Source organism: Leptospirillum ferrooxidans C2-3 (assembly GCF_000284315.1).
Taxonomy (GTDB): domain Bacteria; phylum Nitrospirota; class Leptospirillia; order Leptospirillales; family Leptospirillaceae; genus Leptospirillum; species Leptospirillum ferrooxidans.
In genome coordinates this window covers 2,194,573-2,216,863 of sequence record NC_017094.1, presented here as the reverse complement: position 1 = coordinate 2,216,863, position 22,291 = coordinate 2,194,573, and the positions used below count along the sequence as shown (strand labels likewise).

The 22,291-nt window shown below is 49.5% G+C and carries 24 protein-coding genes; 21 read left to right on the top strand and 3 right to left on the bottom strand.

Annotated elements, in window-relative coordinates; genetic code table 11:
- From LFE_RS11150 to LFE_RS11110, 9 genes are all read left to right on the top strand, one after another.
- The gene (locus LFE_RS11150) at positions 1–888 is read left to right on the top strand and encodes a zinc metalloprotease HtpX (protein WP_014450326.1); all 888 of its coding nucleotides are present in this window, start codon (positions 1–3) and stop codon (positions 886–888) included.
- On the top strand, positions 878–1,570 hold the full coding sequence (gene rpe / locus LFE_RS11145; RefSeq protein WP_014450325.1) for a ribulose-phosphate 3-epimerase: 693 nt from the start codon (positions 878–880) through the stop codon (positions 1,568–1,570). The genes LFE_RS11150 and rpe overlap by 11 nt, the downstream gene beginning before the upstream one ends.
- Positions 1,571–1,666: 96 nt before the next feature.
- A complete protein-coding gene (locus LFE_RS11140; RefSeq protein WP_014450324.1) occupies positions 1,667–2,167 on the top strand; it encodes an RDD family protein in 501 nt (166 codons plus the stop codon).
- A gap of 46 nt (positions 2,168–2,213) precedes the next feature.
- On the top strand, positions 2,214–3,227 hold the full coding sequence (gene mreB, locus LFE_RS11135; protein WP_041775065.1) for a rod shape-determining protein: 1,014 nt from the start codon (positions 2,214–2,216) through the stop codon (positions 3,225–3,227).
- Between the two features lie 3 nt (positions 3,228–3,230).
- Positions 3,231–4,094 carry a rod shape-determining protein MreC gene (mreC, locus tag LFE_RS11130; RefSeq protein WP_014450322.1) on the top strand — a complete coding sequence of 288 codons (864 nt, stop codon included), beginning with the start codon at positions 3,231–3,233 and terminating at the stop codon, positions 4,092–4,094.
- Positions 4,091–4,600, top strand: coding sequence for a hypothetical protein (locus LFE_RS11125; RefSeq protein ID WP_014450321.1), 510 nt, complete (start codon positions 4,091–4,093; stop codon positions 4,598–4,600). Before mreC ends, LFE_RS11125 begins: the two co-directional genes overlap by 4 nt.
- Before the next feature lie 143 nt (positions 4,601–4,743).
- Positions 4,744–6,609, top strand: a complete 1,866-nt coding sequence (gene mrdA / locus LFE_RS11120) for a penicillin-binding protein 2 (RefSeq protein WP_148272640.1) — start codon at positions 4,744–4,746, stop codon at positions 6,607–6,609.
- A complete protein-coding gene (rodA, locus tag LFE_RS11115) occupies positions 6,606–7,700 on the top strand; it encodes a rod shape-determining protein RodA (protein ID WP_014450319.1) in 1,095 nt (364 codons plus the stop codon). The genes mrdA and rodA overlap by 4 nt, the downstream gene beginning before the upstream one ends.
- A 117-nt stretch (positions 7,701–7,817) precedes the next feature.
- A complete protein-coding gene (locus LFE_RS11110; RefSeq protein WP_014450318.1) occupies positions 7,818–9,374 on the top strand; it encodes an Rne/Rng family ribonuclease in 1,557 nt (518 codons plus the stop codon).
- 74 nt (positions 9,375–9,448) lie between these two features.
- Here the strand turns inward: LFE_RS11110 and LFE_RS11105 are convergent, their stop codons facing one another.
- Genes LFE_RS11105 through LFE_RS11095 form a run of 3 tightly spaced genes read right to left on the bottom strand, consistent with a single transcriptional unit; the run spans position 9,449 to position 11,272 of the window.
- Positions 9,449–10,288, bottom strand: a complete 840-nt coding sequence (locus LFE_RS11105) for a hypothetical protein (RefSeq protein WP_014450317.1) — start codon at positions 10,286–10,288, stop codon at positions 9,449–9,451.
- Position 10,289: 1 nt separating this feature from the next.
- The gene (locus tag LFE_RS11100) at positions 10,290–10,676 is read right to left on the bottom strand and encodes a dihydroneopterin aldolase (RefSeq protein WP_148272639.1); all 387 of its coding nucleotides are present in this window, start codon (positions 10,674–10,676) and stop codon (positions 10,290–10,292) included.
- Entirely contained in the window at positions 10,676–11,272 is a 597-nt protein-coding gene (locus LFE_RS11095; RefSeq protein WP_148272638.1) for a hypothetical protein, read from the bottom strand. The genes LFE_RS11100 and LFE_RS11095 overlap by 1 nt, the downstream gene beginning before the upstream one ends.
- A 383-nt stretch (positions 11,273–11,655) precedes the next feature.
- Here LFE_RS11095 and LFE_RS11090 point away from each other — a divergent pair, with 383 nt between their 5' ends.
- From LFE_RS11090 to LFE_RS11035, 12 genes are all read left to right on the top strand, one after another.
- On the top strand, positions 11,656–11,910 hold the full coding sequence (locus tag LFE_RS11090) for a YfhL family 4Fe-4S dicluster ferredoxin (RefSeq protein ID WP_014450314.1): 255 nt from the start codon (positions 11,656–11,658) through the stop codon (positions 11,908–11,910).
- A gap of 66 nt (positions 11,911–11,976) precedes the next feature.
- Positions 11,977–13,881: a B12-binding domain-containing radical SAM protein gene (locus LFE_RS11085; protein ID WP_014450313.1), complete on the top strand. Its 1,905-nt coding sequence runs from the start codon at positions 11,977–11,979 to the stop codon at positions 13,879–13,881.
- Positions 13,882–13,909: 28 nt separating this feature from the next.
- Positions 13,910–14,356, top strand: coding sequence for a 50S ribosomal protein L13 (rplM, locus tag LFE_RS11080; RefSeq protein ID WP_014450312.1), 447 nt, complete (start codon positions 13,910–13,912; stop codon positions 14,354–14,356).
- A gap of 40 nt (positions 14,357–14,396) precedes the next feature.
- Positions 14,397–14,789 carry a 30S ribosomal protein S9 gene (gene rpsI, locus LFE_RS11075; RefSeq protein ID WP_041775063.1) on the top strand — a complete coding sequence of 131 codons (393 nt, stop codon included), beginning with the start codon at positions 14,397–14,399 and terminating at the stop codon, positions 14,787–14,789.
- Between the two features lie 85 nt (positions 14,790–14,874).
- On the top strand, positions 14,875–15,906 hold the full coding sequence (gene argC / locus LFE_RS11070) for an N-acetyl-gamma-glutamyl-phosphate reductase (protein WP_014450310.1): 1,032 nt from the start codon (positions 14,875–14,877) through the stop codon (positions 15,904–15,906).
- Positions 15,907–15,923: 17 nt separating this feature from the next.
- The gene (gene argJ, locus LFE_RS11065) at positions 15,924–17,138 is read left to right on the top strand and encodes a bifunctional glutamate N-acetyltransferase/amino-acid acetyltransferase ArgJ (RefSeq protein ID WP_014450309.1); all 1,215 of its coding nucleotides are present in this window, start codon (positions 15,924–15,926) and stop codon (positions 17,136–17,138) included.
- Between the two features lie 386 nt (positions 17,139–17,524).
- Positions 17,525–18,280, top strand: a complete 756-nt coding sequence (gene rpsB / locus LFE_RS11060) for a 30S ribosomal protein S2 (protein WP_014450308.1) — start codon at positions 17,525–17,527, stop codon at positions 18,278–18,280.
- Between the two features lie 91 nt (positions 18,281–18,371).
- The gene (gene tsf / locus LFE_RS11055) at positions 18,372–18,968 is read left to right on the top strand and encodes a translation elongation factor Ts (protein ID WP_014450307.1); all 597 of its coding nucleotides are present in this window, start codon (positions 18,372–18,374) and stop codon (positions 18,966–18,968) included.
- Positions 18,965–19,675, top strand: coding sequence for a UMP kinase (gene pyrH, locus LFE_RS11050; protein WP_014450306.1), 711 nt, complete (start codon positions 18,965–18,967; stop codon positions 19,673–19,675). Before tsf ends, pyrH begins: the two co-directional genes overlap by 4 nt.
- A 45-nt stretch (positions 19,676–19,720) precedes the next feature.
- Positions 19,721–20,275 carry a ribosome recycling factor gene (gene frr / locus LFE_RS11045; protein ID WP_014450305.1) on the top strand — a complete coding sequence of 185 codons (555 nt, stop codon included), beginning with the start codon at positions 19,721–19,723 and terminating at the stop codon, positions 20,273–20,275.
- A gap of 20 nt (positions 20,276–20,295) precedes the next feature.
- On the top strand, positions 20,296–21,531 hold the full coding sequence (alr, locus tag LFE_RS11040) for an alanine racemase (protein ID WP_148272637.1): 1,236 nt from the start codon (positions 20,296–20,298) through the stop codon (positions 21,529–21,531).
- Entirely contained in the window at positions 21,518–22,285 is a 768-nt protein-coding gene (locus tag LFE_RS11035; RefSeq protein ID WP_014450303.1) for an MlaE family ABC transporter permease, read from the top strand. Before alr ends, LFE_RS11035 begins: the two co-directional genes overlap by 14 nt.
- Positions 22,286–22,291 lie beyond the last annotated feature (6 nt).

Below are 22,291 nucleotides of genomic sequence, written 5' to 3'. Positions count from 1 at the left end.
ATGTGGAATATGGTTAAGTCGGCGGTTTTCCTGGGTCTTCTGACCGGAATTCTTCTGGTGATCGGTCGCAGTCTTGGCGGTGAGACAGGGATGATCCTGGCGTTTGGGCTGTCTCTTGTCATGAATGTCGGATCATGGTGGTTCAGTGACAAGATTGTTCTCAGGATGTATAACGCCCATGAAATTACTCCGGATATGTTGTCCAATCCTCGTCTGAACGAATTGTCCAGAACGCTTGAGGTCCTTGCCAGGAGGGGTAAAATCCCGGTTCCGCGACTGTATGTGATCGATGATCCTTCTCCCAATGCATTTGCAACCGGGCGAAACCCGGAACATTCGGCAGTAGCCGTGACAACCGGTATCATGGACCTCCTGACCCCGGAAGAACTCTCGGGTGTTCTGGGCCATGAACTGACGCACATCATCAACCGGGATACCCTGATTTCGACTCTGGCGGCATCAATTGCGGGAGCGATTACGATGATTGCGAACATGGCCCAGATGGCGGCAATTTTTGGCGGTCGGGAGCGTGAGGATCGTGAAGGTTCCGGTTTGAGTGGAATTGCCATGATGATTCTGGCTCCTGTCGCAAGTTTCCTCATCCAGATGGCCATTTCACGGTCCCGGGAGTTTATGGCGGATGCCGGTGGGGCAGCCCTTTGCGGTAATCCTCATTTTTTGGCACAGGGGCTGATGAAACTGGAGGGCGGCGTTAACCAGGTGCCAATGGCGGCGAGTCCCGCCACGGCCCATATGTTTATTCTGGAGCCCTTCAAAAGGTTGGGGATCATGTCTCTGTTTTCGACACATCCGGATACGGAAGAACGGGTCCGTCGCCTTGAACTGATGGCCGGCGGAATGAAAGGGGTGGTCCGACATGAGTTCTAATCACAACCCTCATTTTCTGTCGATTGCACCCTCTGTCTTGTCCGCGGACTTTTCCCGGTTGGGGGAGGAGGTCAGGGATGTCACCGAAGGTGGTGCGGACCTTTTACACCTTGATGTCATGGATGGACACTTTGTTCCGAACCTGACCTTTGGCCCTCCGGTGATCGCTCCCCTCCGGAAGTGGAGCAATCTTCCCATGGAAGCCCATCTGATGGTTTCCAATCCATCATCTCTTGTGGAGCCAATGGCGAAGGCGGGTGTCAATCGACTGATCGTCCATGCCGAAACAGATCCTCACCTTCACCGGCTGATTGAATCCATCAGGGGAAAAGGCATGTCTGTGGGAATTGCGTTGAATCCGTCCACTCCCCTGATGGTTCTTGAGGAGGTCCTTGGTTTGATTGATCTCGTTTTGATCATGACGGTCAACCCCGGATTTGGAGGGCAAAGCTTTATCGAGGGATCGATCTCGAAGATCAGGAGACTGATGTCGATGAAGGAGAGACTTGGATGTGCAAACGTCCGGATAGAGGTCGACGGTGGAATCTCGACCAAGAACGTTGGCCAGGTTGTTTCGGTCGGTGCTGATACGATTGTTGCGGGGACGGCCATTTTCTCCGGAGCTTCGAGAAGGGAGGCTATTTCGGCTCTCAGATCCGCTGCAGGGGTGATGCTTGTCTGATTCGTTTGCAATTTATTCAGGTTGTGTGTAGTTTTGTCCATTAAGAATTTTTGAGATTGGTTTATCTGTCCAGAATCCCGGAAATGGAGCGTTAAGATGGGGGTTCCCGACTCCTCCGAGAGGGTTTCCTATTTTTTTGACAGGGTTCTCGGCAAATTTATTGATCTTCTCGTGGCGGCAGCCTTTTTGAGGTTGGGAGACCTCATGGGTGGGGACTTTCTGGGCGCGGTTTCCGGCACGGCCTATCTTCTTGTCGCAGATGGTTTGCCGGGAGGCAGTCTGGGAAAGCGCATGACCCGACTGAGCGTGCGAAGGTCGTCCGGAGGAAACTGCCGTTATTTTGAATCCACCATCAGGAATATTCCAGTCGCTTTTGCATTCTTGATCGGGTTGATTCCATGGGTGGGATGGTTCCTCATGCTTTCTGTCCTTGGAATAGAGTTTGTCATGCTGGTGGGAACCAGAACTGATCATCGCCTGGGTGATGATTGGGCGGGAACAAATGTTGAGGGGAAGGGATATCCTCCAGTGGGGAGAGATATCCCGGATTTCGGTGCACCGGAGGATCCGGTGCCGGGAAAGAACAGGCCTCTTTAGTAGGCACGTTTCAAGCAAGGGGGAAAGGTTGTCATTTTTTGCCAGAATGTTCGGTTTTCTTTCCCAGGATCTGGCGATTGATCTCGGAACCGCCAATACACTGGTTTATGTTCGGGGTAAGGGTATCGTCATCAATGAGCCTTCGATTGTTGCCATAGACCAGAAAACCAATATGATTCTGGCGATTGGCCAGGAAGCGAAGAAAATGCTGGGCCGTACACCGGGAAACATCATCGCGATTCGTCCCATGAGAAATGGTGTCATTGATAATCCCGATGTTGCCCAGCAGATGATTGCCCACTTTATCAATCAGGTACACCAGAGATCGACCTTTGTTCGCCCAAGGATGGTGATCTGTATCCCCTCCCGTATCTCCCAGGTGGAGCAGCGGGCGGTGAAGGATGCGGCCCGCCTGGCCGGAGCCCGTGAGGTTTATCTGATCGAGGAGCCTCTGGCTGCGGCGATTGGAGCGGGTCTACCCATTATGGAGCCCTCAGGGAACATGGTGATCGATATCGGTGGTGGAACAACCGATGTGGCGATCATTTCTCTCGGCGGGATTGTTTACAGCGAATCGATCAAGGTTGCAGGTGACAGGATGGATGAAGATATCATCCAGTACATCAAGAAAAAACATAACCTCCTGATTGGCGATGCCATGGGCGAGCGGATCAAGATCGAGGTCGGGTCTGCAATTGCCGAAACGGAAGAGCGCACCATGGTGATCAAGGGCAGGGATATCATCAAGGGACTTCCGAAGACAGTCAAGATCACCGATGGAGAAATTCGGGAAGCCCTCTCCGATACGATCAGCCGCATTGTCCAGACGGTTCAGAAAACCCTTGAGAATACTCCTCCGGAACTTTCCGCCGATATTATTGACAGGGGGATTGTTCTCACAGGAGGAGGCTCGATGCTCCGCGGTCTTGATAAAAGACTTCGTGAAGAGATATGTCTTCCGATCATCACTGTGGACAATCCGCTTCAGACGGTGGTCATGGGAACCGGAAAAACTCTTGAGGAGCTTGAAGTGTTGAGGAAGGTTTCCATAGGGGGCTGATCTTTGGAAAAGCCTCGACTCCAGGGGAAACCGCCAAGAATACTGGTTCCTTTTTTGATTGTCCTGCTTGTTGTTTTGGTGATCCTCGGTTTTTACCCAAGACTCTTTCGGGCGATGTTTGTGACAGCTCCTGAAAGCCTGTTCGGCGGTTTTTTATCGGGAGTCTCATCCGGATCCCGGCAAGCAGGCTCTCTTTGGAGCAATTATCTTGACCTTGTAGCGGTGAAGAAAGAAAACGAAGGGCTGAAGAAAGAGATTGCCCTCCTGTCCCGCAGGCTTTATCAATCGAGGGACCTGTTTTTTCAAAATGCCCAGATGAGGGCTCTTCTCTCTCTTAGAAATCGGGTTGTGACGCCGGGCACATCCTGCAGTGTCATGGCGATCAATCCCACTTCTGGCCACAGGACATTTCTTCTGGATTGCGGGTCGGCTGATGGTATCAAAGAGAAATCCGGCGTCGTTGGCTCTTTTGGTGTATTGGGTTATGTCGTCCGGGTTTTTCCGCATTTCAGTCAGGTCCTGTGGATTGAGGACACCTATTTTGCTTTGGAAGCCAGGATTCCGGGAATCCCTGATTCTGGTATTATTCACGGGCAGGGGCAGGGCAAGAGCCTGCGTTTGAAATATCTCCCGATCCTGGCAGCTGTTAAGGTTGGTGACCCTGTTGAAACAACTGGTGAGGATGGCATATTCCCTCAGGGCGTTCCCATTGGAAGTGTTCGAGCGGTTGGAAAAAGGGAAAAGATGCTGTTCCATCAGGTTCAGGTTGTACCTTCAGAGCATTTGAATGATCTTCATTATGTATATGTTTTTTCGCCGGAGCATCATTGGTCGGATCATCAGCTTGTTGGTGCCCAGCCTAAATGAGATGGTTTTACCGGGTTCTGCTCCTTTTGATTCTGTTGCTGTTGTCTTCTGTTGTTGCACTGAAATGGCCTCCTCTTTTGTGGATTGACTGGCTGGTCCCGATCTTGTTTTTTGGACTTCGAAATACCCCCCTGCTGGCGGCAATTGCCTGCGCGGTTCTGATGGGGACGGTGTTGACACTGTTTTCGATTGATCCGATGTTTGAGCTTGTCGCAAAGTCAGTTCTGGTTTCGATTTTAATTGTATGGCTGTTCCCCCTGATCCAGTGGAACCATCCCAAAAATGCGCTGGTTGCCTGGTGGGGGGTATTGATGATGGATGGGTTTGCTTCCGTGATGCTGCCGCACCTTCTGGGGCATGGAGCTCCCGAAGTCGGGCAGGCCCCCGATTGGATGCGCCTGTTGGCAACCGGAATCCTAGGATCTCTTTTTGTGGGAATATTGTATGGATCAGGGCAGCTTGGTTTTGCCAGGCTTGAATCCGTGTCCAAGAAATTGGTCAGATAATCCCTGTTCGTTCCCGATCAGAGAATTTCATTAGGAAAAAGACCCATCCCTGGATGTTTTGGGAAGAAGAATCCTTTCTGACATTCCTGTGAGGGTGGTGTGTGAAGTCGTTTCAGGGATTACCCTTTACCGGGCGAAGGCCCATGGTTCTTAGAGAAGATGCTCCCGCTCTGGGACTTTCAGGGGACAGCCTTCTTTTTAAGCTTCCCAAAACTCCTCAGGGCAGGTTCAGGATCCTCCTTGTCCTTATCGGAGTGGGTGTTGCCGTTCTCCTCCTTCGACTTTTTACCGTCCAGATCACCGAGCATGAAAAATACCTCCGATTGGCCAATGGAAACATCCTGAGAATTGTCCCCCTTCCTCCCCTTCGTGGTCCTATCCTCGACCGAAATGGGGAGATTCTTGTCAGCAATAATATGAATTTCGCTGTCTCCCTTATTCAATATGGACTTAAGGGTAATGAAGACCAGATCATGGACCGACTTTCCCGGGATCTGGGTGTGCCGGTGTCCGAGATTGAGGACACCTTCGACAAGGTCAGGGATATCCTTCCTCCGTACCTCCCCATTCCCCTTCTGACCCATTTGACGATTGCCCAGCTCGCGAGAGTCCAGATGGATCTCTGGCGGCTTCATGGCGTTGTGATCCAGGCCATTCCCGATCGCCGTTATACAAAGGGGGATCTGGCTGCCCACATGCTGGGATATGTCGGCTCGCTATCCGTCGCAGACATGAAAAGTTCTTATGCCCGCCATTTTCCACCGGGGACCGGAATAGGGAAAACAGGTTTGGAAAAGGAGTATGACTCTCTTCTGCAGGGAACTCCCGGGGAAGACCGAAATCTGGTGGATTCCCAGGGGGATGTCATCAAAAAGCTGTCTCCGACTTTGCCGACGGAAGGACATGCTCTTCGCCTGACAATTGACTGGCGCCTCCAGAAGGTTGCTGAAGATGCACTGGGTGACAGGAAAGGTGCTGTTGTGGCGCTTGACCCCAGGAATGGACAGGTGCTTGTGATGGCCAGCCACCCGTCCTATGATCCCAATCTGGTTTCAGGAACCATGTCTCGCCATTTGTGGGCAACGCTCCTTTCGGATCCCAGAACACCCCTTTCGAACCGCGGCGTTCAGGGAACTTACCCTCCCGGCTCTGTCTTTAAAATCGTGACGACGATGGCAGGGCTGGATTCCGGCGCGATTGATCCATCCCGAGAGTTTTACTGCAATGGGATTCTGCACCTCCATGGATGGGATTTTCATGACTGGAAAAAGGGAGGGCATGGTCATATTTATCTGAAGCAGGCGATCATGCAGTCTTGCGATATCTTTTTTTATCGTGCGGGAATGACGATTGGACCGGACCGGATGGCAGCTTATGCGAGAACGTTTGGTTTGGGAGAGAAGACAGGAATTGACTTGCCATCCGAGGCTTCTGGCTTTGTTCCGGACCGGAAGTGGAAGAAGAAGCGATTCAACCAGCCCTGGTATCCTGGGGAGAGTCTGCCGTTTGCGATCGGGCAAGGTTACCTGACGGTAACCCCTCTTCAAATGGCTCGCCTGATGGCGGTTGTGGCAAACCAGGGGACTCTTGTGACACCCCATCTTTTACTTGATGCCAGCGGCTCCTCCGTCCGGACGGTACCTACTGGTCTTCCGCTTGACCATTTCGAGCCGGTTCGGGAAGGGTTATGGGAGGTGGTCAACAATCCGTCCGGGACCGGACGACCCGTTAAGATGAAGGAAATGGAAATAGCGGGAAAAACAGGAACCGCTCAGGTGATTTCCAATCGGGGGCCAAGTGGTCCTGGCCATCACAAGATTCGGGCACACTCCTGGTTCGTGGGATTTGCCCCCTTCGCCGCTCCCAAAATCGTTGTTGCCGTTTTGATTGAAAACGGAGGGGATGGAGGGGATACCGCCGGTCCGGTCGCGAGGCAGGTCTTCAAGCTATTTTATGAAGACTACATCAAGGGAGCTGCCCCGGCTCCTGTTACAGGAGCCCAAAAGTGAGAACAGGGTTGCCCGTTTCTTATATCCTCCGTTCCAACAGTACTTTTTTGGGCGTGATCCTTGTCATGATTTCCCTTGGACTCTTGACCCAATACTCGATCGACTGGCATCTGGCCTTGAAACAGGGCGTCTGGGCGATTGTGGGAATTGCCCTGTTCTGGATTTGCCTGATGGTTCCCTATAAGACATTTTTACAGAAAAGTCCTTATATTTATTCGGTTCTCTTTATCTTGCTGATCCTTGTTCGTCTGGTGGGCCATGAAAGCCATGGGGCGAGGCGATGGCTTGGGATGGGGCCGATCATGATCCAGCCATCCGAGTTTATGAAGCTGGCCTTGCTGTTTATGCTGATCTACCTCTTTGCACGGGAGCCTTCCTTTGAGGGATTGCGGGTAGACAGGATCCTTCTGGCTTTTCTCCTGACATTGCTTCCTGCCTATCTCATTTCAAAACAGCCAGATCTGGGAACAGCCCTGGGATTGATCTTCACACTCGCGATCTTTCTCGTTTTGCGAGGGATCAGGGCACATACGTTTTTCCTGACAGCGCTGGCATCTGTGACGGCACTTCCCATTGCATGGCAACTGATCTGGACACACCTCCATTCATTCCAGAAGGACAGAATCAGGACATTTCTGAATCCGGAAGCCGATCCGATGGGGCTTGGTTATCATACGTTGCAATCGATGGTGGCGGTCGGCTCGGGAGGTTTATGGGGGCAGGGAATCCATGGGGCAACCCAGGTCAAGTTCCGGTATCTTCCCGGCGCTTCGACGGACTTTGCCTTTGCCGTTTTTTCAGAGGAATGGGGTTTTTTAGGAGCTCTTTTTTTGATTGCCCTGAATATGCTGATTTTGTGGTTCGGCTTTGAAACAGCCATGACTGCAAGTGATCCAAAAGGGTTTTATCTGGCAGCCGGGTTGACAGGTGTTTTTGGCGTCAGTTTTTTGATCAACGCCGGGATGGTGGTGGGGGTCTTGCCGGTGGTGGGAATTCCCATGCCATTTATGAGTTATGGCGGTTCCGCTCTTTTGATGACAATGGTTGGACTGGCATTGATCCTGAATGTTCGATTGAGGGAATGCGGATAATTCGCTTTGCGGCCAGAGGATAGGGACAAGATTTCTTTCTTCTGTCGCAAGATAATCTGTGGTAATGAGGAAATTGGTTTTTATTGATCAAATCCAAAGAAAGGTTCTGGTGGCTTCATGATGCAAAAAATTTTAATCCATGTAACGAATGAAGAAACGAAGGTTGCATTGATGGAGGACAATCATCTGGCAGAGTTTTTCTTTGAAAGGAAACGTTCAGCCGGTATTGTCGGAAATATATACAAGGGAAGGGTTGGCAAGGTCCTTCCGGGAATGCAGGCCGCTTTTGTCGACATTGGTCTTGAGAAGGCCGCTTTTTTGTATGTGGATGATATCTTTGTCGAGGGAAGTGACGCGGTTCCGGAAACCATGGAGATTGAAAAGCCTGTTGCTCCGGAAGTTTCGGAAGTTCCCGCCGAGGAGCAGGCGAATCATCATGAGCCGGCCAAAAAGCATGTCAAGAAATCCATCGAGGAAATCCTGGTTGAAGGGCAGGAGATTCTTCTCCAGCTGACAAAGGAGCCGATCAGTACAAAAGGCCCCCGATCAACAAGCTATATCAGTTTGCCTGGTCGATATCTTGTCTATATGCCTCAGGTCAATCATGTGGGAGTCTCGAGAAGGATTACGGATGAGGATGAGCGCAATCGCCTAAAGGAATTGGTCAACAATTACAGGAATGAAAAGGGTGGATTCATCATTCGGACTGTTGCAGAAGGAATGACCGAAGCGGAAGCCCAGTCCGACATGGTCTTCCTCGAACTTCTTTGGCAGGACATTCTGGCAAAAAGTGCCCAGATCAAGGCTCCTTCCTTGGTTAGGGAAGATCTGGATGTCGTTTTCAGGACGATCAGGGATTATCTGACTCCGGAGGTGGATTCCCTTATCATTGATGATCGGAAGCAGTATGAACGGATCAAGGAGTTTGCATCCCTGTACCTTCCGGATTATGCCGACAGGATCAAATTTTGGGAGGGGGAGAAGCCCCTCTTTACCGAATATGATGTCGACCGGCAGCTTTCAAAGGCTATGGAGAAGAAGGTATGGCTCAAGTCAGGCGGTTATCTGGTGATTGACAGGGCCGAGGCGCTGACGGTGATTGACGTCAATACAGGCCGTTTTGTTGGCGGCAATGACCCGGAAGAAACGATTCTTCAGACAAATGTCGAGGCTGTTACAGAAATCGCAAGACAGATCCGGCTCAGAAATGTGGGTGGGATTATTATTATCGACTTTATTGACATGGAAAAGGAAAAAAACAGGGAGCGCGTTTTTCAGGGATTGCAGGAGGCTCTGTCCAGAGACAAGGCCCGAACGAATGCACTTAAGATTTCGGATCTGGGACTGGTGGAAATGTCGAGAAAACGGGTCAGGGAAGACCTTGTTCACCTGTTGGGAGAGACTTGTGCCTACTGTGAAGGGAAAGGGTATACGAAATCCCTGAGAACGATCATTTACGAGATCCTGGAAGAACTCAGGCATGTTCCCGTCGGATCAAGACAGCCAGGAAAAGATCGAAAGGTGGTTTTGTACGTTCATCCTGATGTTCAGGTGGCGCTTCAGGAAGAAGAAAGGGATTTCCTTGTGGCTGTTGAGAAAAAGATCAACCGTCAGGTGATTGTCAAGAGTGATCCACTCTCCCACATAGAAGAGTTTTCAGTGATCGCGCCCTGATCGACAACCCGTTATGGAGAGTTCACCCCATCGATCCGTTCATGGGGTGAACTCTCCACCTTCTGTTGGTCGGTTTACAGAAGAATCCCGTTTTCGAGAAACAGGAACCCTGAAAAAGCTTGTCCGAAAAGAATAAAGAGAAGTGCGACATATAAAAGGCCGGTTGCTGCTTGAGTGGCGTGCATCTTGACCGTCTTGAGGGACAAGACCGAAATGACAATTCCTCCGATAATCCCAAGAAGAAGTCTCCCCCATACATAAAGTCCCTGAAACGATTCAAGCTTCAGTGCCTGCGCAAAATCCGGACTGACCTTGAGATCGTAAGCTGTTTCAAGAATAGTGACTCCTGATACAAAGAACATGACCCAGACCATAATTCTGGTGAGAAACAGAAGCGGTTCAATGGGCAGTGTCGGGTTGGTCAGATAGAAATGACCCATATTCATGGCAAGAAGGACAACTCCCAGCAAAAAGGCTGAACTGAGGAAAGAGAAGACGACCAGAAGGTTCTTGGGTGACGGAGACCAATCGGGAAGCAGAGCAAGGATGAGGCATGAAAGGGAAATAAGGTGCAGAAGTGCCGCAACCGTGCCGATCTGACGGGATCGGGGTTGCTGATTTTTCCAATTACCGAAATAAACGATGACATTGTAGAGGATCAGGACAAGAATCCCGGCGGTAAGAAAGAGGACTGAGAGATTGCCCACATGGCGATAGTCTTCCGAGAGGAGTCCCGTATAGGTTGTTGGGCCCATAAAGAAAAGTGCCATCCCGGACAGGATCAGGAAAATTGTTCCGTGAAGCCGGTAAAAGGTTCTGCTGACCCTGTCGAATCGATTCATGAACGAAAGGAGGTAAAGTCCTCCTGCAGATGTTTCAAGGAGGAGAGTGCCGAATACACCGGGGTGAAACATGTCAGATGATTCCTTCTCTGTTTAGGGTGATTCTGATGGAAACATCCGCTCCTGTTTCCCGAAGGAGAGGAGATGGAGTTTTTGTCAGTGTGAGGGACATTTTGGATATCCCGGGAAGGGTGTCCAATATGTGTTTTCCCAAAAGATAGCCGAGACTTTCAAGGAGATGGGGTGTTAGGGACGATGAGAACTCTTTGATGGCCGACGCGAGGCGGGCATAGTCGACAGTGTCTTCGATCCGGTCAGTGAGATGGGATCGATTCCCTTTTGGGTCGAGAGTGAAAATACCAGAAAAAAGGATGGTCTGGAGTTGTGAACGCTCATTTTCCGTAACGCCCATATGCATGGGAAGAATAAGATTTGAGAGAAGGATTTCTGTATCCACCATCAAGGGTGGGATTCCTGGCTGATGGTGAGGGAAACCGGCTGTCCATCCACAACTCCATCCGATGGGGTTCCGGATGTATAGAGCGTTGAAGGAGAATCTTGCTGATTCCCAGAGAGTTTCAGTCGGGCCTGGATCTTCACATTGCCGGCGAGCTTGATACCCGACAGGCGAACATTATCCTGATCGATGGAAAATGTGAGTGGAAAGACGGGGTGAGGATAAATGGATATGGCTACTGGAAGGTAGGCGGGAGATGTGCTTCCTTTCATAAACACAACGATCGAAAGATCTCCATGAAGCATCCACAAGGGAACATTGGGTGCGATATTGACTGTGCCCTTGAGTTGGGGAACGTCCTTGGACTGGGGAGTGCAAGAAGCTGTTAAGGATAAAATCAACAGAATCCATCCAAATAGCGGGAAAAAGAAATTCCAGGGATAAGCGGTAAATGTTTTTGATTCTTTGGTCTGGATGGTCTTCAAAATCATCGATCCGGTCCCTTCATGGAAGATGGGGTATTCGTTCTGGTAAAAAACAGACAAAACAACATGGATAGAGACCATTGAGCGGGTGCTCATCATAAAATTGTCTGCCAATTCTGGCATTGTATTACAGGAAGATCGGTAACGCCAAACAATCCTGTCAGAGGATGTTGAGAAAAATGCCATTGAAGCCGAGCAAGCGGTTTTTGTGGAGACTGGTGCGAAAAGATGGGAAAGGTTGCAAAAGGAAAGCTCTAGGATGTACGATTGGAGACCTTTGGGTGAAAGCTCAAACGGGGAAAGTGGTATCGATTTGCGTGAGAAGTGTCTAAAATGTAATTGTGTAAGCGTTTTTTTGGATATCATTCGCACGCTGGCCAAGCCAGAGTGCATGATGTGGTGCATGCGGTCCTGTCCACCTTTATGGCAGTGAAAATTCGCTATTGCATGGTCTGTAACCCTGAACATTGTTCATATCGTCAAGGAGGATTCTGGTTATGTCTTTAAAAATTGAAGACAACTGTATTTCTTGTGGTGCATGTATTCCCGAGTGTCCAAATGATGCTATCAGTGAAGGGGATCCGGTATACATCATCGACCCTGAGCTTTGCACTGAGTGTGTGGGTTTCCATGAGGACCCCCAGTGCGCGGCCGTTTGTCCCATTGATGAGTGCTGTATCCTGGATCCTGAATACACAGAGACACAGGAAGAGCTTCTTGCAAAGAAAGATCGGATTCATCCGAACGGCTGATTCTTTTCTCCCTATAGGGGGAGTCGTTGCAGTCCGATCCTAACTAAAGGGAGAGGAGTTCGTAACGTGAAAAAAAAGTTCGTTCTTGTTGAGCCAAAGTCATCGCATCTCCACGTCTATAGTCAGTTTTCCATTCCGAGGCTTGGGGTTATTTTGTTGGGAACCATGCTCAGGGATATAGGGTGGGATGTAAAAGTTTTTATCGAAGACATTGCCCCAATCGACATGGCGGAGGTTTTCTCCGCCGATGTCGTCGGCATCTCTCTCCTGACATCCACGGCTCCCCAGTCCTACAGACTGGCGGATGCTGTCAGAAGTTCCGGGATTCCGGTTGTATTGGGTGGAACACATGTAACCTTCCTACCTGACGAGGCGCTGGATCATGCGGATTTCGTTATCAGGGGAGAAGGCGAAGAATCGTTGTTTGAGCTGATTCGGGCAATGAACTGGGGACCATGGAGGTCGAATTCGGCTTCTGATGGGGACAAAGGTGTCATTGCCCTTTCAGATATTTCAGGATTGTCTTACTGGAAAAAGGGGCTGAAGGAGCATAATCCTGACCGGCCTCTGAAAGAGGATCTTGATTCCAACCCCATTCCGGATTATGGGTTGGTGCACGGGTGGAAAAATGGAGGACTGATCTCCATTGCGACATCCCGGGGATGTCCTTTTACCTGTTCTTTTTGCTCGGTCCCGGGGATGTACGGCCATGGGATGCGAATGCACTCGATTGATCGGGTGATTGAAGAGATCCGTGTGAATAATCCGAAATACATCTTCTTCGCGGATGATCTTTTTACGGCCAATCGGAAGCGGACAAAGGATCTTTTGCGAAGGATGATTGCCGAGGGGTTGACCCCGCAGTGGGGTGCTCAGGTTCGTATTGAGACGGCGTTTGATCCTGAGCTTCTGGAGCTGTTCAAGGAAAGCAACTGTTTCAATGTGTTTGTCGGTTTTGAGTCGATCAATCCCAAAACGCTTGATCTTTTCAATAAGCGACAGACATATGAAAAGATTGTGTCCTCGATCCAGAAATTCAAGGAAGCAGGCATTCGTATCCACGGGATGTTTGTCGTCGGTTCGGATTTCGATGATCGTGAAACGATTATGGAAACAGCCCGTTTTGCCGAAAAGTGGGGGATGGAATCGATTCAGTTGATGATTCTGACCCCTTTGCCGGGTTCGCCGGATTATGACCGGCTTTATGCAACCGGTGCCCGAGAGCTTCTGACAAAAGACTGGAGCTTGTATGACGGTCACCATGTTGTTTATCGTCCGAGAAACATGACCGCGTACGAATTGAATAAATCCGCAATTGACGGAATGGTTAGCTTTTACTCATGGAAGACCATTTTTCGTTCGTTGATGCGGATGGATATTTCTTCCGTGATTATTCAGTATGGGGCCAATCGCCTTCTCAGCCGCTGGAAGGCAGAGAACCGATACTGGCTTAATGGGCTGAGAAATGATCTCTATCAGAAGTCCCGGGAGATTCAGAAAGCTTCTGGAGGGAGCCTTAAATACTCTGTCGCCGTTCCAAGATTCCTTCTGGAGACGGATTATGGCCGGCAGATCTACAACGTTCTTTCCGAATTGGGAATGAAGATCATTCCGTTCGGAGATCTCTCTGACTCGGGCCCTTCCCGCTTCGAATGGTTGAAAGGGAAGGTGGACTGTGTGATCATGCCCGTCATGGAAAAAGCCCGTCAGGGGGAAGAGGTTTTTTTTGAACGCATTCAGGGACTCAGGAAGTCCTTGACAGATCAGGGTTTGAATCTGCCAACCCTGATCCAGTTATTCCTGGATCGTCAGGACGGATCGTTTTACTCGTCCATCGCCCAGATCGGGGTTCTTGCCAGCAAGGATCTTGATCGGGTCCATAAAGCCATGCGTGGCATGTTGCCAATGTTGTCTGCTGAAGCGATATCGCTTCAGACAATGGAGGCCAAACCGGTAATTATCCGGTCCTAGGGGGCCGGAACAGGAGGTTTTTAAAGCCGTGATTCAGAAGACAACGCGGATCGCCGATCCTGAAGAGGTCGGCCAGAAGAAATGGTATCTTCTTGATGCAACAGGAAAGACTGTTGGAAAGTTGAGTGTTGAAGCCGCTCGCATACTTCGGGGCAAGGGGAAGGTCTGCTATACGCCCCATCAGGATCTTGGTGATTATGTGGTAGTTGTGAATGCCTCCAAGATTGCTCTGACGGGACAAAAATGGGCAGATAAAATGTATTACCGTCACAGCGGTTACCCTGGAGGTTTCAGGGAGACCACTGCCGGTGAGATGAGGGAAAGAAAGCCCGAGTATATCCTCAGCCATGCTGTAAAAGGCATGCTTCCCAAAAACAAGCTGGCCAAGATCTATATGACCAGACTTCGGATTTTCCCAGGACCTGAGCATCAACATGCGGCCCAGTCACCTGTAACAGTCCAGACAGGAGTTTAGTATGGAGAGGGAACACAAGGAACGAGAGAGCAAGGACCAGATGGATGAAGGTCGGGGAAATGCCACTGGCAAAAGAAAGTGTGCTATTGCAAGGGTTAGGATCCAGGCGGGTTCAGGCAATATCTTGATCAATGACAGACCGCTGGAAGAATATTTTCCGCGTCTTCTTTGGTCGAGCCAGGTCAAGGCTCCCCTTGAGATTACCCAGATGGGTGGGAAGCTTGATATTTTTGCCCGTGTCAGCGGTGGTGGCTTGACCGGTCAGGCCGAAGCCCTTCGGCATGGTATTTCCAGAGCCCTTCTTGAAATCAATCCGGAACTCAGGGAAGCACTTAAAAAGGAAGGCTTCCTGACCCGTGATGCCCGTATCAAGGAGCGAAAGAAATACGGACAAAAGGGTGCCAGGAAACGCTTCCAGTTTTCCAAGAGATAGTCACTGTTCCAAAGAACGTATTCTCTTGTGGTTGTACAAAAGGGGAGGTGAAAGCCTCCCTTTTTTTTTGCTGAATGAGGGGGAGATGTCCAATAAGGTCAAAGTGGGTATCGCTGGAGCATCGGGTTATGGTGGAGGGGAGTTGATCCACCTTCTTCTGAATCATCCGAAAGTTGAGATTGAAAGGCTAAGTGCCGAGTCAAATGCAGGTGAACGCTTGTCTTCATTGTTTCCCAATTTGCCGGATATCGGAATCTTGGAAAAAACCTCCTCCGTATCCTTATGGAATGATCTGGATATCCTTTTTACGGCGCTTCCGGCAGGAATGTCGTCCCGGATTGTGGCCACCCTCCCAAAGCCTCATCCTGTCGTGATTGATCTTGGTCCGGATTATCGTTTTGCGAAAGCAGACGATTTCAGCAATGTCTACCATATGGAGCATGGAGCCCCGGAAACCCTTCCATCTTCGACTTATGGTCTTGTGGAATGGAATAGGGAAACGATTTCAAAGGCCCGTTATATCGGCAGTCCGGGATGTTTTCCAACGGGAGCCCTTCTCGGATTCCTTCCGTTTCTTCATGCCGGGTTTCTGGATAAGGGGCCTGTGATTGTCGATGGAAAATCGGGTGTATCCGGTGCGGGGAGAGCTTTGACTCAAGATACGCATTACCCGGAAATTGCCGAGGGGATGAAGGCTTATAAGCCAATGGTCCATCGCCATGTCCCAGAAATGGAAAATGCAATGAATCTATTCTCTGGCGAAACAGGAGAAGTCATTTTTGTTCCCCATCTGATTCCCATCAACAGGGGGCTGATATCAACGATTTACCTTCCGGTTTCGGATGATGTGACACCCGGGATGATTGAATCCCTTCTCTTGAAGTACCAGGAAGACAATCCATTTGTCAGGATTGTGAATAGTCCTCCCAGCTCAGCTCATGTTCGCGGCACCAATCGGATTGATATTCATGCAGTTAGAAGCAAGAAGGCTGTCGTTGTCATGACGGCCATAGACAATCTGATTAAGGGGGCGGCCGGTCAGGCCATTCAATCGATGAATCTTGTTCTGGGGGAGGATGAGATGACGGGATTGCCGCTCTGGGGAGCTTTTCCTTAAAAATATGGAGAAAACGAATGGTGAAAAAGGATCGTGGTGGTGTGACCTTCCCTGAAGGTTTTAAGGCTGCAGGGATTCATGCCGGTATCAAGAAAAAGGGAGCATTGGATCTGGGGCTCCTGGTTTCTGAAAAAGAAGCTTTGATTGTGGGAATGTTTACTGTCAATAAAATGAAGGCAGCTCCTGTCCAGATTTCCCAGAGAAGAGTTCGAAGGGGAATCGGGATGGCCATTATTGTCAACAGTGGAAATGCAAATGCCTGTACCGGCGAGCAAGGAATGGCGGACGCCATGCTATTGACGGAAAAAGTGGGGCATTATATTGGTTGTTCTGCTCAAAAGGTCCTGCCTGCATCCACTGGAGTCATTGGCAGAAACTTGCCGATGACTTCCATTCTGAATGCCCTTCCTGCGTTGTCAGAAAAGATTTCTCCAAAAGGATATGTTGATTTTTCAAAAGCGATCATGACAACCGATACTTATCCCAAATCGAGCCAGAAGGAGGTTCTGATAGGCGGAAAGATCGTGAGAATTGGAGGATCGGCAAAAGGTGTGGGGATGATCCATCCGAATATGGCTACAATGCTGGTTTTTATCACAACGGATGCGGTAATCGAAAAGGATGCGTTGAGAGCCTCCCTTCACCAGATTGTGGAAGAACAGTTTCACACGCTGTCTGTCGATGGTGACACCAGCACGAATGACAGTGTTTATCTGATGGCAAATCAGATGGCCGGAAATCCTGTTATAGGGAAAGGAACTGAATGGCATCGGGAATTTACCCAGGCATTGATGGAGGTCGCTTCCGAACTTCGAAATCTTCTGCTGAGGGATGCTGAGGGTGCGACAAAATTTCTGCATCTGGTGATTCAGGGAGCCCGGTCAAAAAGCGATGCAAAAAAAATTGCTTCCACGATCGCCAAAAGTTTGTTGGTAAAGACCGCCTTTTATGGAGAAGATGTGAATTGGGGCCGAATCATGGCGGCTATAGGAAATGCAGGTGTTCCCGTTAGGACGGAAAAGATTTTGATCGCAGTGGGAGATGTTGCATTGGTGGAGCATGGTGTCGGCCTTGGTGTGGATCAGGAGGAAAAAGCCCTGGAAGTTTTGAAAAAATCCGATATTACCGTGACAGTTCATCTCGGAATGGGACAGATGACAGCAGAGTATTGGACCACGGACCTGTCTTATGAATATGTAAGGATCAATGCTGGATACAAGGGCAGAACGTAGTATGCTCTTGCGTTCATTTGTTCGAAGAATCATTTAAGAAAGTTTACTTCTGAATAGTCCGTATATTGACTAATCAGGGATCGCTTGGTTAAGCTGGTTCTTTCCGGTATGAAACGGCTGAGTCTGTTTGATTTTTGAGCCTTGTTTGAATGACAATACAAGGATGCTTTGTTATCTCCCGGTAGCCGGGAGCAAAGCAAAACTGGGATGCAAAAATAAAATCGGTATTTCCAGAACCAGTGGGCGCCTCCTTTTCCGGATGTTCTGAAAAGGTATCCAGGCGGCTTTAATGGGGTCCTGTTGATCATTTATGTGCGGTGGCATCTCGGCACTTTGACAACGGGTATCGGTTCTGGCGAAAACCCCACCAATCAGAGGAGTTCAAAATGACAGAAACAACAATCAAGGAAATGCTCGAATCGGGTGTCCATTTCGGCCATCAGACAAAACGATGGAATCCAAAAATGAAGCGTTTCATTTATGGAGAACGAAATGGAATCTATATTCTCGATCTTCAGCAGACAGCGAAAAGGTTCAAGGCTGCCAAAGACTTTATCCGGAACCTCGTCAAGGACAAAAAGTCTGTTCTTTTTGTCGGGACAAAGCGTCAGGCCCAGCCCATCATCCAGCAGGAAGCCGATCGTTGCGGAATGTATTATGTAACCGAACGGTGGCTTGGTGGTATGTTGACCAATCTGCAGACGGTGAGAAAATCGGTGGATCGTCTGAACAAGATCGAGTCCATGATTGAAGCTGGGGAAATTGCCCGCCTTCCCAAAAAAGAAGTGGCGATCCTTGACAAGGAACATCGGAAACTTTTGGCGATCCTTTCCGGAATTCGCGGGATGAACCGTCTTCCTGGAGCCATCTTCGTTGTCGACCCCAAAAAGGAACATATTGCCATTCATGAAGCAAACCGTCTGGGAATTCCGGTCATCGCAATGGTTGATAGCAACTGTGATCCGGATTTGATTCAGTTTCCTGTCCCCGCGAATGACGATGCAATCCGGTCGATCAGATTGATGACCGCAGGAATTGCTGATGCCGTTCTTTCCGGAGCACTGTCCGGTCAGGCAGCTCCTGTGACTTTCTCTGCACCGGAAGCGGAAAAGCAGGCTGTTTCCCAAGAGTCAGAAGCATAGGCCATCTTTCTGAAAAGGCCTTCTTTGTTCAATTGAGAGATCATTCTTGTGGAAGGAGATTTCTCCTTCCACAACAATCAAGGAGTTGTTCTTGGAGATATCTGCGCAGTTAGTAAAAGAGTTGAGAGACCGAACCCAAGCCGGGTTCATGGAGTGCCGAAAGGCTTTGGCAGATGCCGCGGGTGATATGGAAAAGGCATTTGGAATCCTGAAGCAAAAAGGGTCCCTTCATGCCCAGAAAAAATCGGACAGGGTAACTTCCGAAGGTCTGGTTTCTTCCTATATTCATGCTGGAAGCAAAATCGGTGTTCTGATCGAGGTGAATTGCGAAACCGATTTTGTGGCCCGGACCGAAGACTTCAAGACATTGACCAAGGATTTGGCCATGCATATTGCTGCGGCTTCTCCCAAAGTGGTTGACCGCAAGGATATGGACGAAAAAATCGTTTCTGAGGCTCGGGAGCGATTTCTGGAAGAAGCCAAGGACAAGCCCGAAAATGTGAGACATAAAATTGTTGAAGGAAAGCTCGACAAGTTTCTTCAGGAATCGTGCCTCTTGGAACAGGCATACGTCAAGGATCCCGGTATCACAGTCAGGGACCTGATTAATGCTGCCATCGCCAAGTTGGGAGAGAATGTCATTGTGAACCGGTTTGTCCGTTATCAGATCGGGGAGGCGAACGGATGAAAGAAGGATACCGGAGGGTCCTTTTAAAACTATCCGGAGAAGCACTTATGGGGGATCTGTCTTTTGGGATAGATCCCGATGTTATGGACCGGATAGCCGGTGAAGTTCAGGAACTTTCCCAATTGGGCAAGGAAATTGGAATCGTGATTGGGGGAGGGAACTTTTTTCGGGGTCTTTCCGGTATTCAGCAAGGCATTGACAGGGCATCGGCTGATTACATGGGAATGTTATCAACCGTCCTGAACAGCCTCGCCCTTCAGTCAAGCCTTGAACGTAAGGGGGTTTCCACAAGGGTTCTTTCCGCCATCGAAATGAGGGCACTCGCCGAGCCTTACATCAGAAGGCGTGCTGTGAGACATCTCGAAAAAGGCAGAGTCGTTATTTTTGCTGCTGGAACAGGCAATCCGTATTTTACGACAGATACAGCGGCCGCTCTTCGTGCGATGGAAATCGGAGCCGAAGTTGTCTTGAAAGCCACAAAAGTTGATGGCATCTATTCGGATGATCCCAAAAAAAATAAGAACGCCACCCGTTATGTCCAATTGACCTACGGTGAAGTTCTTGAGAAACGATTGAAGGTGATGGATGCGACTGCCGTTAGCCTCTGCATGGACAACAATCTGCCAATCATTGTTTTTGATTTGACAGAGGATCGAAATATTGTAAGGGTTGTTCAGGGAGAAGAGTTAGGGACGCTCGTTCGCTGAACCAATTTTTTCGTGGGACACATTTCTAATTCGAGGGTTGATCAAATGGACAGCGAGCTTAAGGGATATCAAGGACCTCTAGATCATGCGGTGGAGTTTTTCAGAAAAGACATCCAGAGCCTCAGGACAGGGCGACCGTCCCTTTCCCTGTTTGAAAACGTCAAGGTTTCCTATTACGGGAACATGACCCCACTGGACAAGATTGCAACATTGAATATTGTCGAGAACCGGATCGTTACCATTACCCCATGGGAAATCAAGCTCGTTCCTGAAATTGAAAAAGCGATTATGGCGGCTAATATGGGCTTTACCCCTCAAAGCGACGGGAAAATGATCCGGATCGTAATGCCTGCGATGACAGAGGATCGACGGAAAGAGTTGGTAAAACATTTAAAGAAAATGGCTGAGGAAGCTAAAATTGGCCTCAGAAATATTCGCAAGGAAGCCAATGACGATCTGAAGAAAAAAAAGGCTGAGGGTCTTATTCCGGAAGATCGCTTAAAGAAGCTTCAAGATGAGCTTCAGAAAATGATTGATCAGTCTGTCGCCAAAGTGGATGACTTTACTCATAAGAAAGAGCAGGAGATCCTGACCACGTAATTTTGGTCTCCCCTCCTATCATGTGTCTTCCCGAAACCGGCCAATCGCCCTTCGAATCGAACCCTCCCTCAGACATCCTTGAAAGAAGTCGAGTCCTCATTGATTTGGGGATGGTGAAGTCGAATCTAAAAAAGATTCGACATTATCTGGGGGCAGGTGTTGGTGTTCTGCCAGTTGTAAAGTCTGATGCCTACGGTCATGGCATGATCCGTGTTTCCCAGGCGCTTTCAAGAGAAGTTCCTGAAGGTGTTGCTGTGATGTCTCCTGGGGAGGGTATGACTCTTCGCCAGGCAGGAATAAAGGGTAGGATCATTCTCATGTCCGGATTTTTACCCGGAGAATGGGAATCCGTTATTTCATCCCGTCTGACTCCGGTCCTCCATCACCCAGACCAAGTTGCCTCAATCCCAAAGCAAGAAGGCTCCAGAAGAGTCCCTGTCCATCTGAAGTTTGATACCGGGATGGGGCGACTTGGGTTTCTTCCTGAACAGGTCCATGAGCTGGTCAACCTCTTGAAAGATCGGCCGGATATCATGGTAGAAGGGATCATGACCCATTTTGCCTCAGGAGAGGACCTTGATGCCACTGTGGAAGCCTGGAGAAAGCTTTCCTATCCCATCCTTGAACTTGAGCGGGAAAAACTCCTTCCGGAGCGTTTTGTCATTCATGCCGGTAACAGCTCGGCAATCCTTTCAGGAGGATGGAAAAACCATCTTGCAGGGATGCCTCCTGACCTGATTGAGAGAGCGAGCATATGGGTCAGGCCAGGTCTTCTGCTATATGGATTTGAAGGAGAGAACGTGAGCAATCAGCTGGGAGTCACCGGTTGTATGGAGGTTGAGTCTAGGCTACTCTCTGTTCGCTCTCTTCCGTCAGGAACGGGGATTTCTTACGGATCAACCATTCATCTGAAAGAATCGACAACAGTCGGTGTTGCCGGGATGGGGTATTCCGATGGGCTCCCAAGACTTCTCTCCAACCGGGGATGGGCCTATAGCCAAGGAAGAGTTTTGCCATTTTTGGGAAGGGTCTGCATGGATATGGTCATGCTCGATCTGGGAAAAACAGGAACTCACCGGATCGGAGACTGGGTCACTGTCCTTGGAAATGGAAAAACAGGGGCAATGACTGCAGGGGATGTTGCGGGAATTTCGGGAACGATTCCATATGAAATATTGTGCCTTCTGGGGAGGCGATCTCCCCGTTTATATCGGGAAAATTCCACAACGGAGACGTCAATTGATGAGGATCCTTGACTGGATAGGAAAACGGTTTATAAGGTTCTTCACATTTTTTGGATTATTGGCGTCTTCGGCAACGCTTGCCTTTGGCGGGATTTTCCGTCCTGCCTTCAAAGTGAAAAACTATCTGATCGAACTTGTCCGGGTCGGTGCTGATTCCACTTTAGTAGTTATTGTAACAGCATTTTTTACCGGAATGGTGCTTGCCCTGCAGGCATGGATCGGTTTTCGGAGATTTAATGCTGAAAGTTTGGTCGGGGCGGTTGTTTCCCTGTCCATGACCAGAGAATTGGGTCCGGTAATTACAGGTCTGATGGTCGCCGGCAGGTCCGGCTCTGCAATGGCCGCTGAGCTGGGTACGATGCGGGTGACGGAACAGATTGATGCTTTTACGAGTTTAGCTGTGAACCCCCAAACCTACCTGATGACGCCGCGGGTTTATGCCGGTCTAACAGCCCTGCCACTATTGACCGTATTAGCAGACCTCGTTGGCATCGCGGGAGGGTATTTTGTGGCGGTGATCCTTTTGGGCCTTCCCCATAATTCTTATGTGCGAGGAATCGCAGAGTATGTCAATCTCCATGATTTTTACTCAGGCCTTGTCAAAAGTGCTGTATTCGGTGCCTTGCTTTCCCTTCTCTCCTGCCATATGGGGTTTTATGCCTCAGGGGGTGCTGCCGGAGTGGGGAGATCGGTGACTGTTGCTGTTGTGGCATCATCGATGGCTATTTTGGTGAGTGACTACTTCCTGACGTCCTGGCTGTACTAGAAGGTC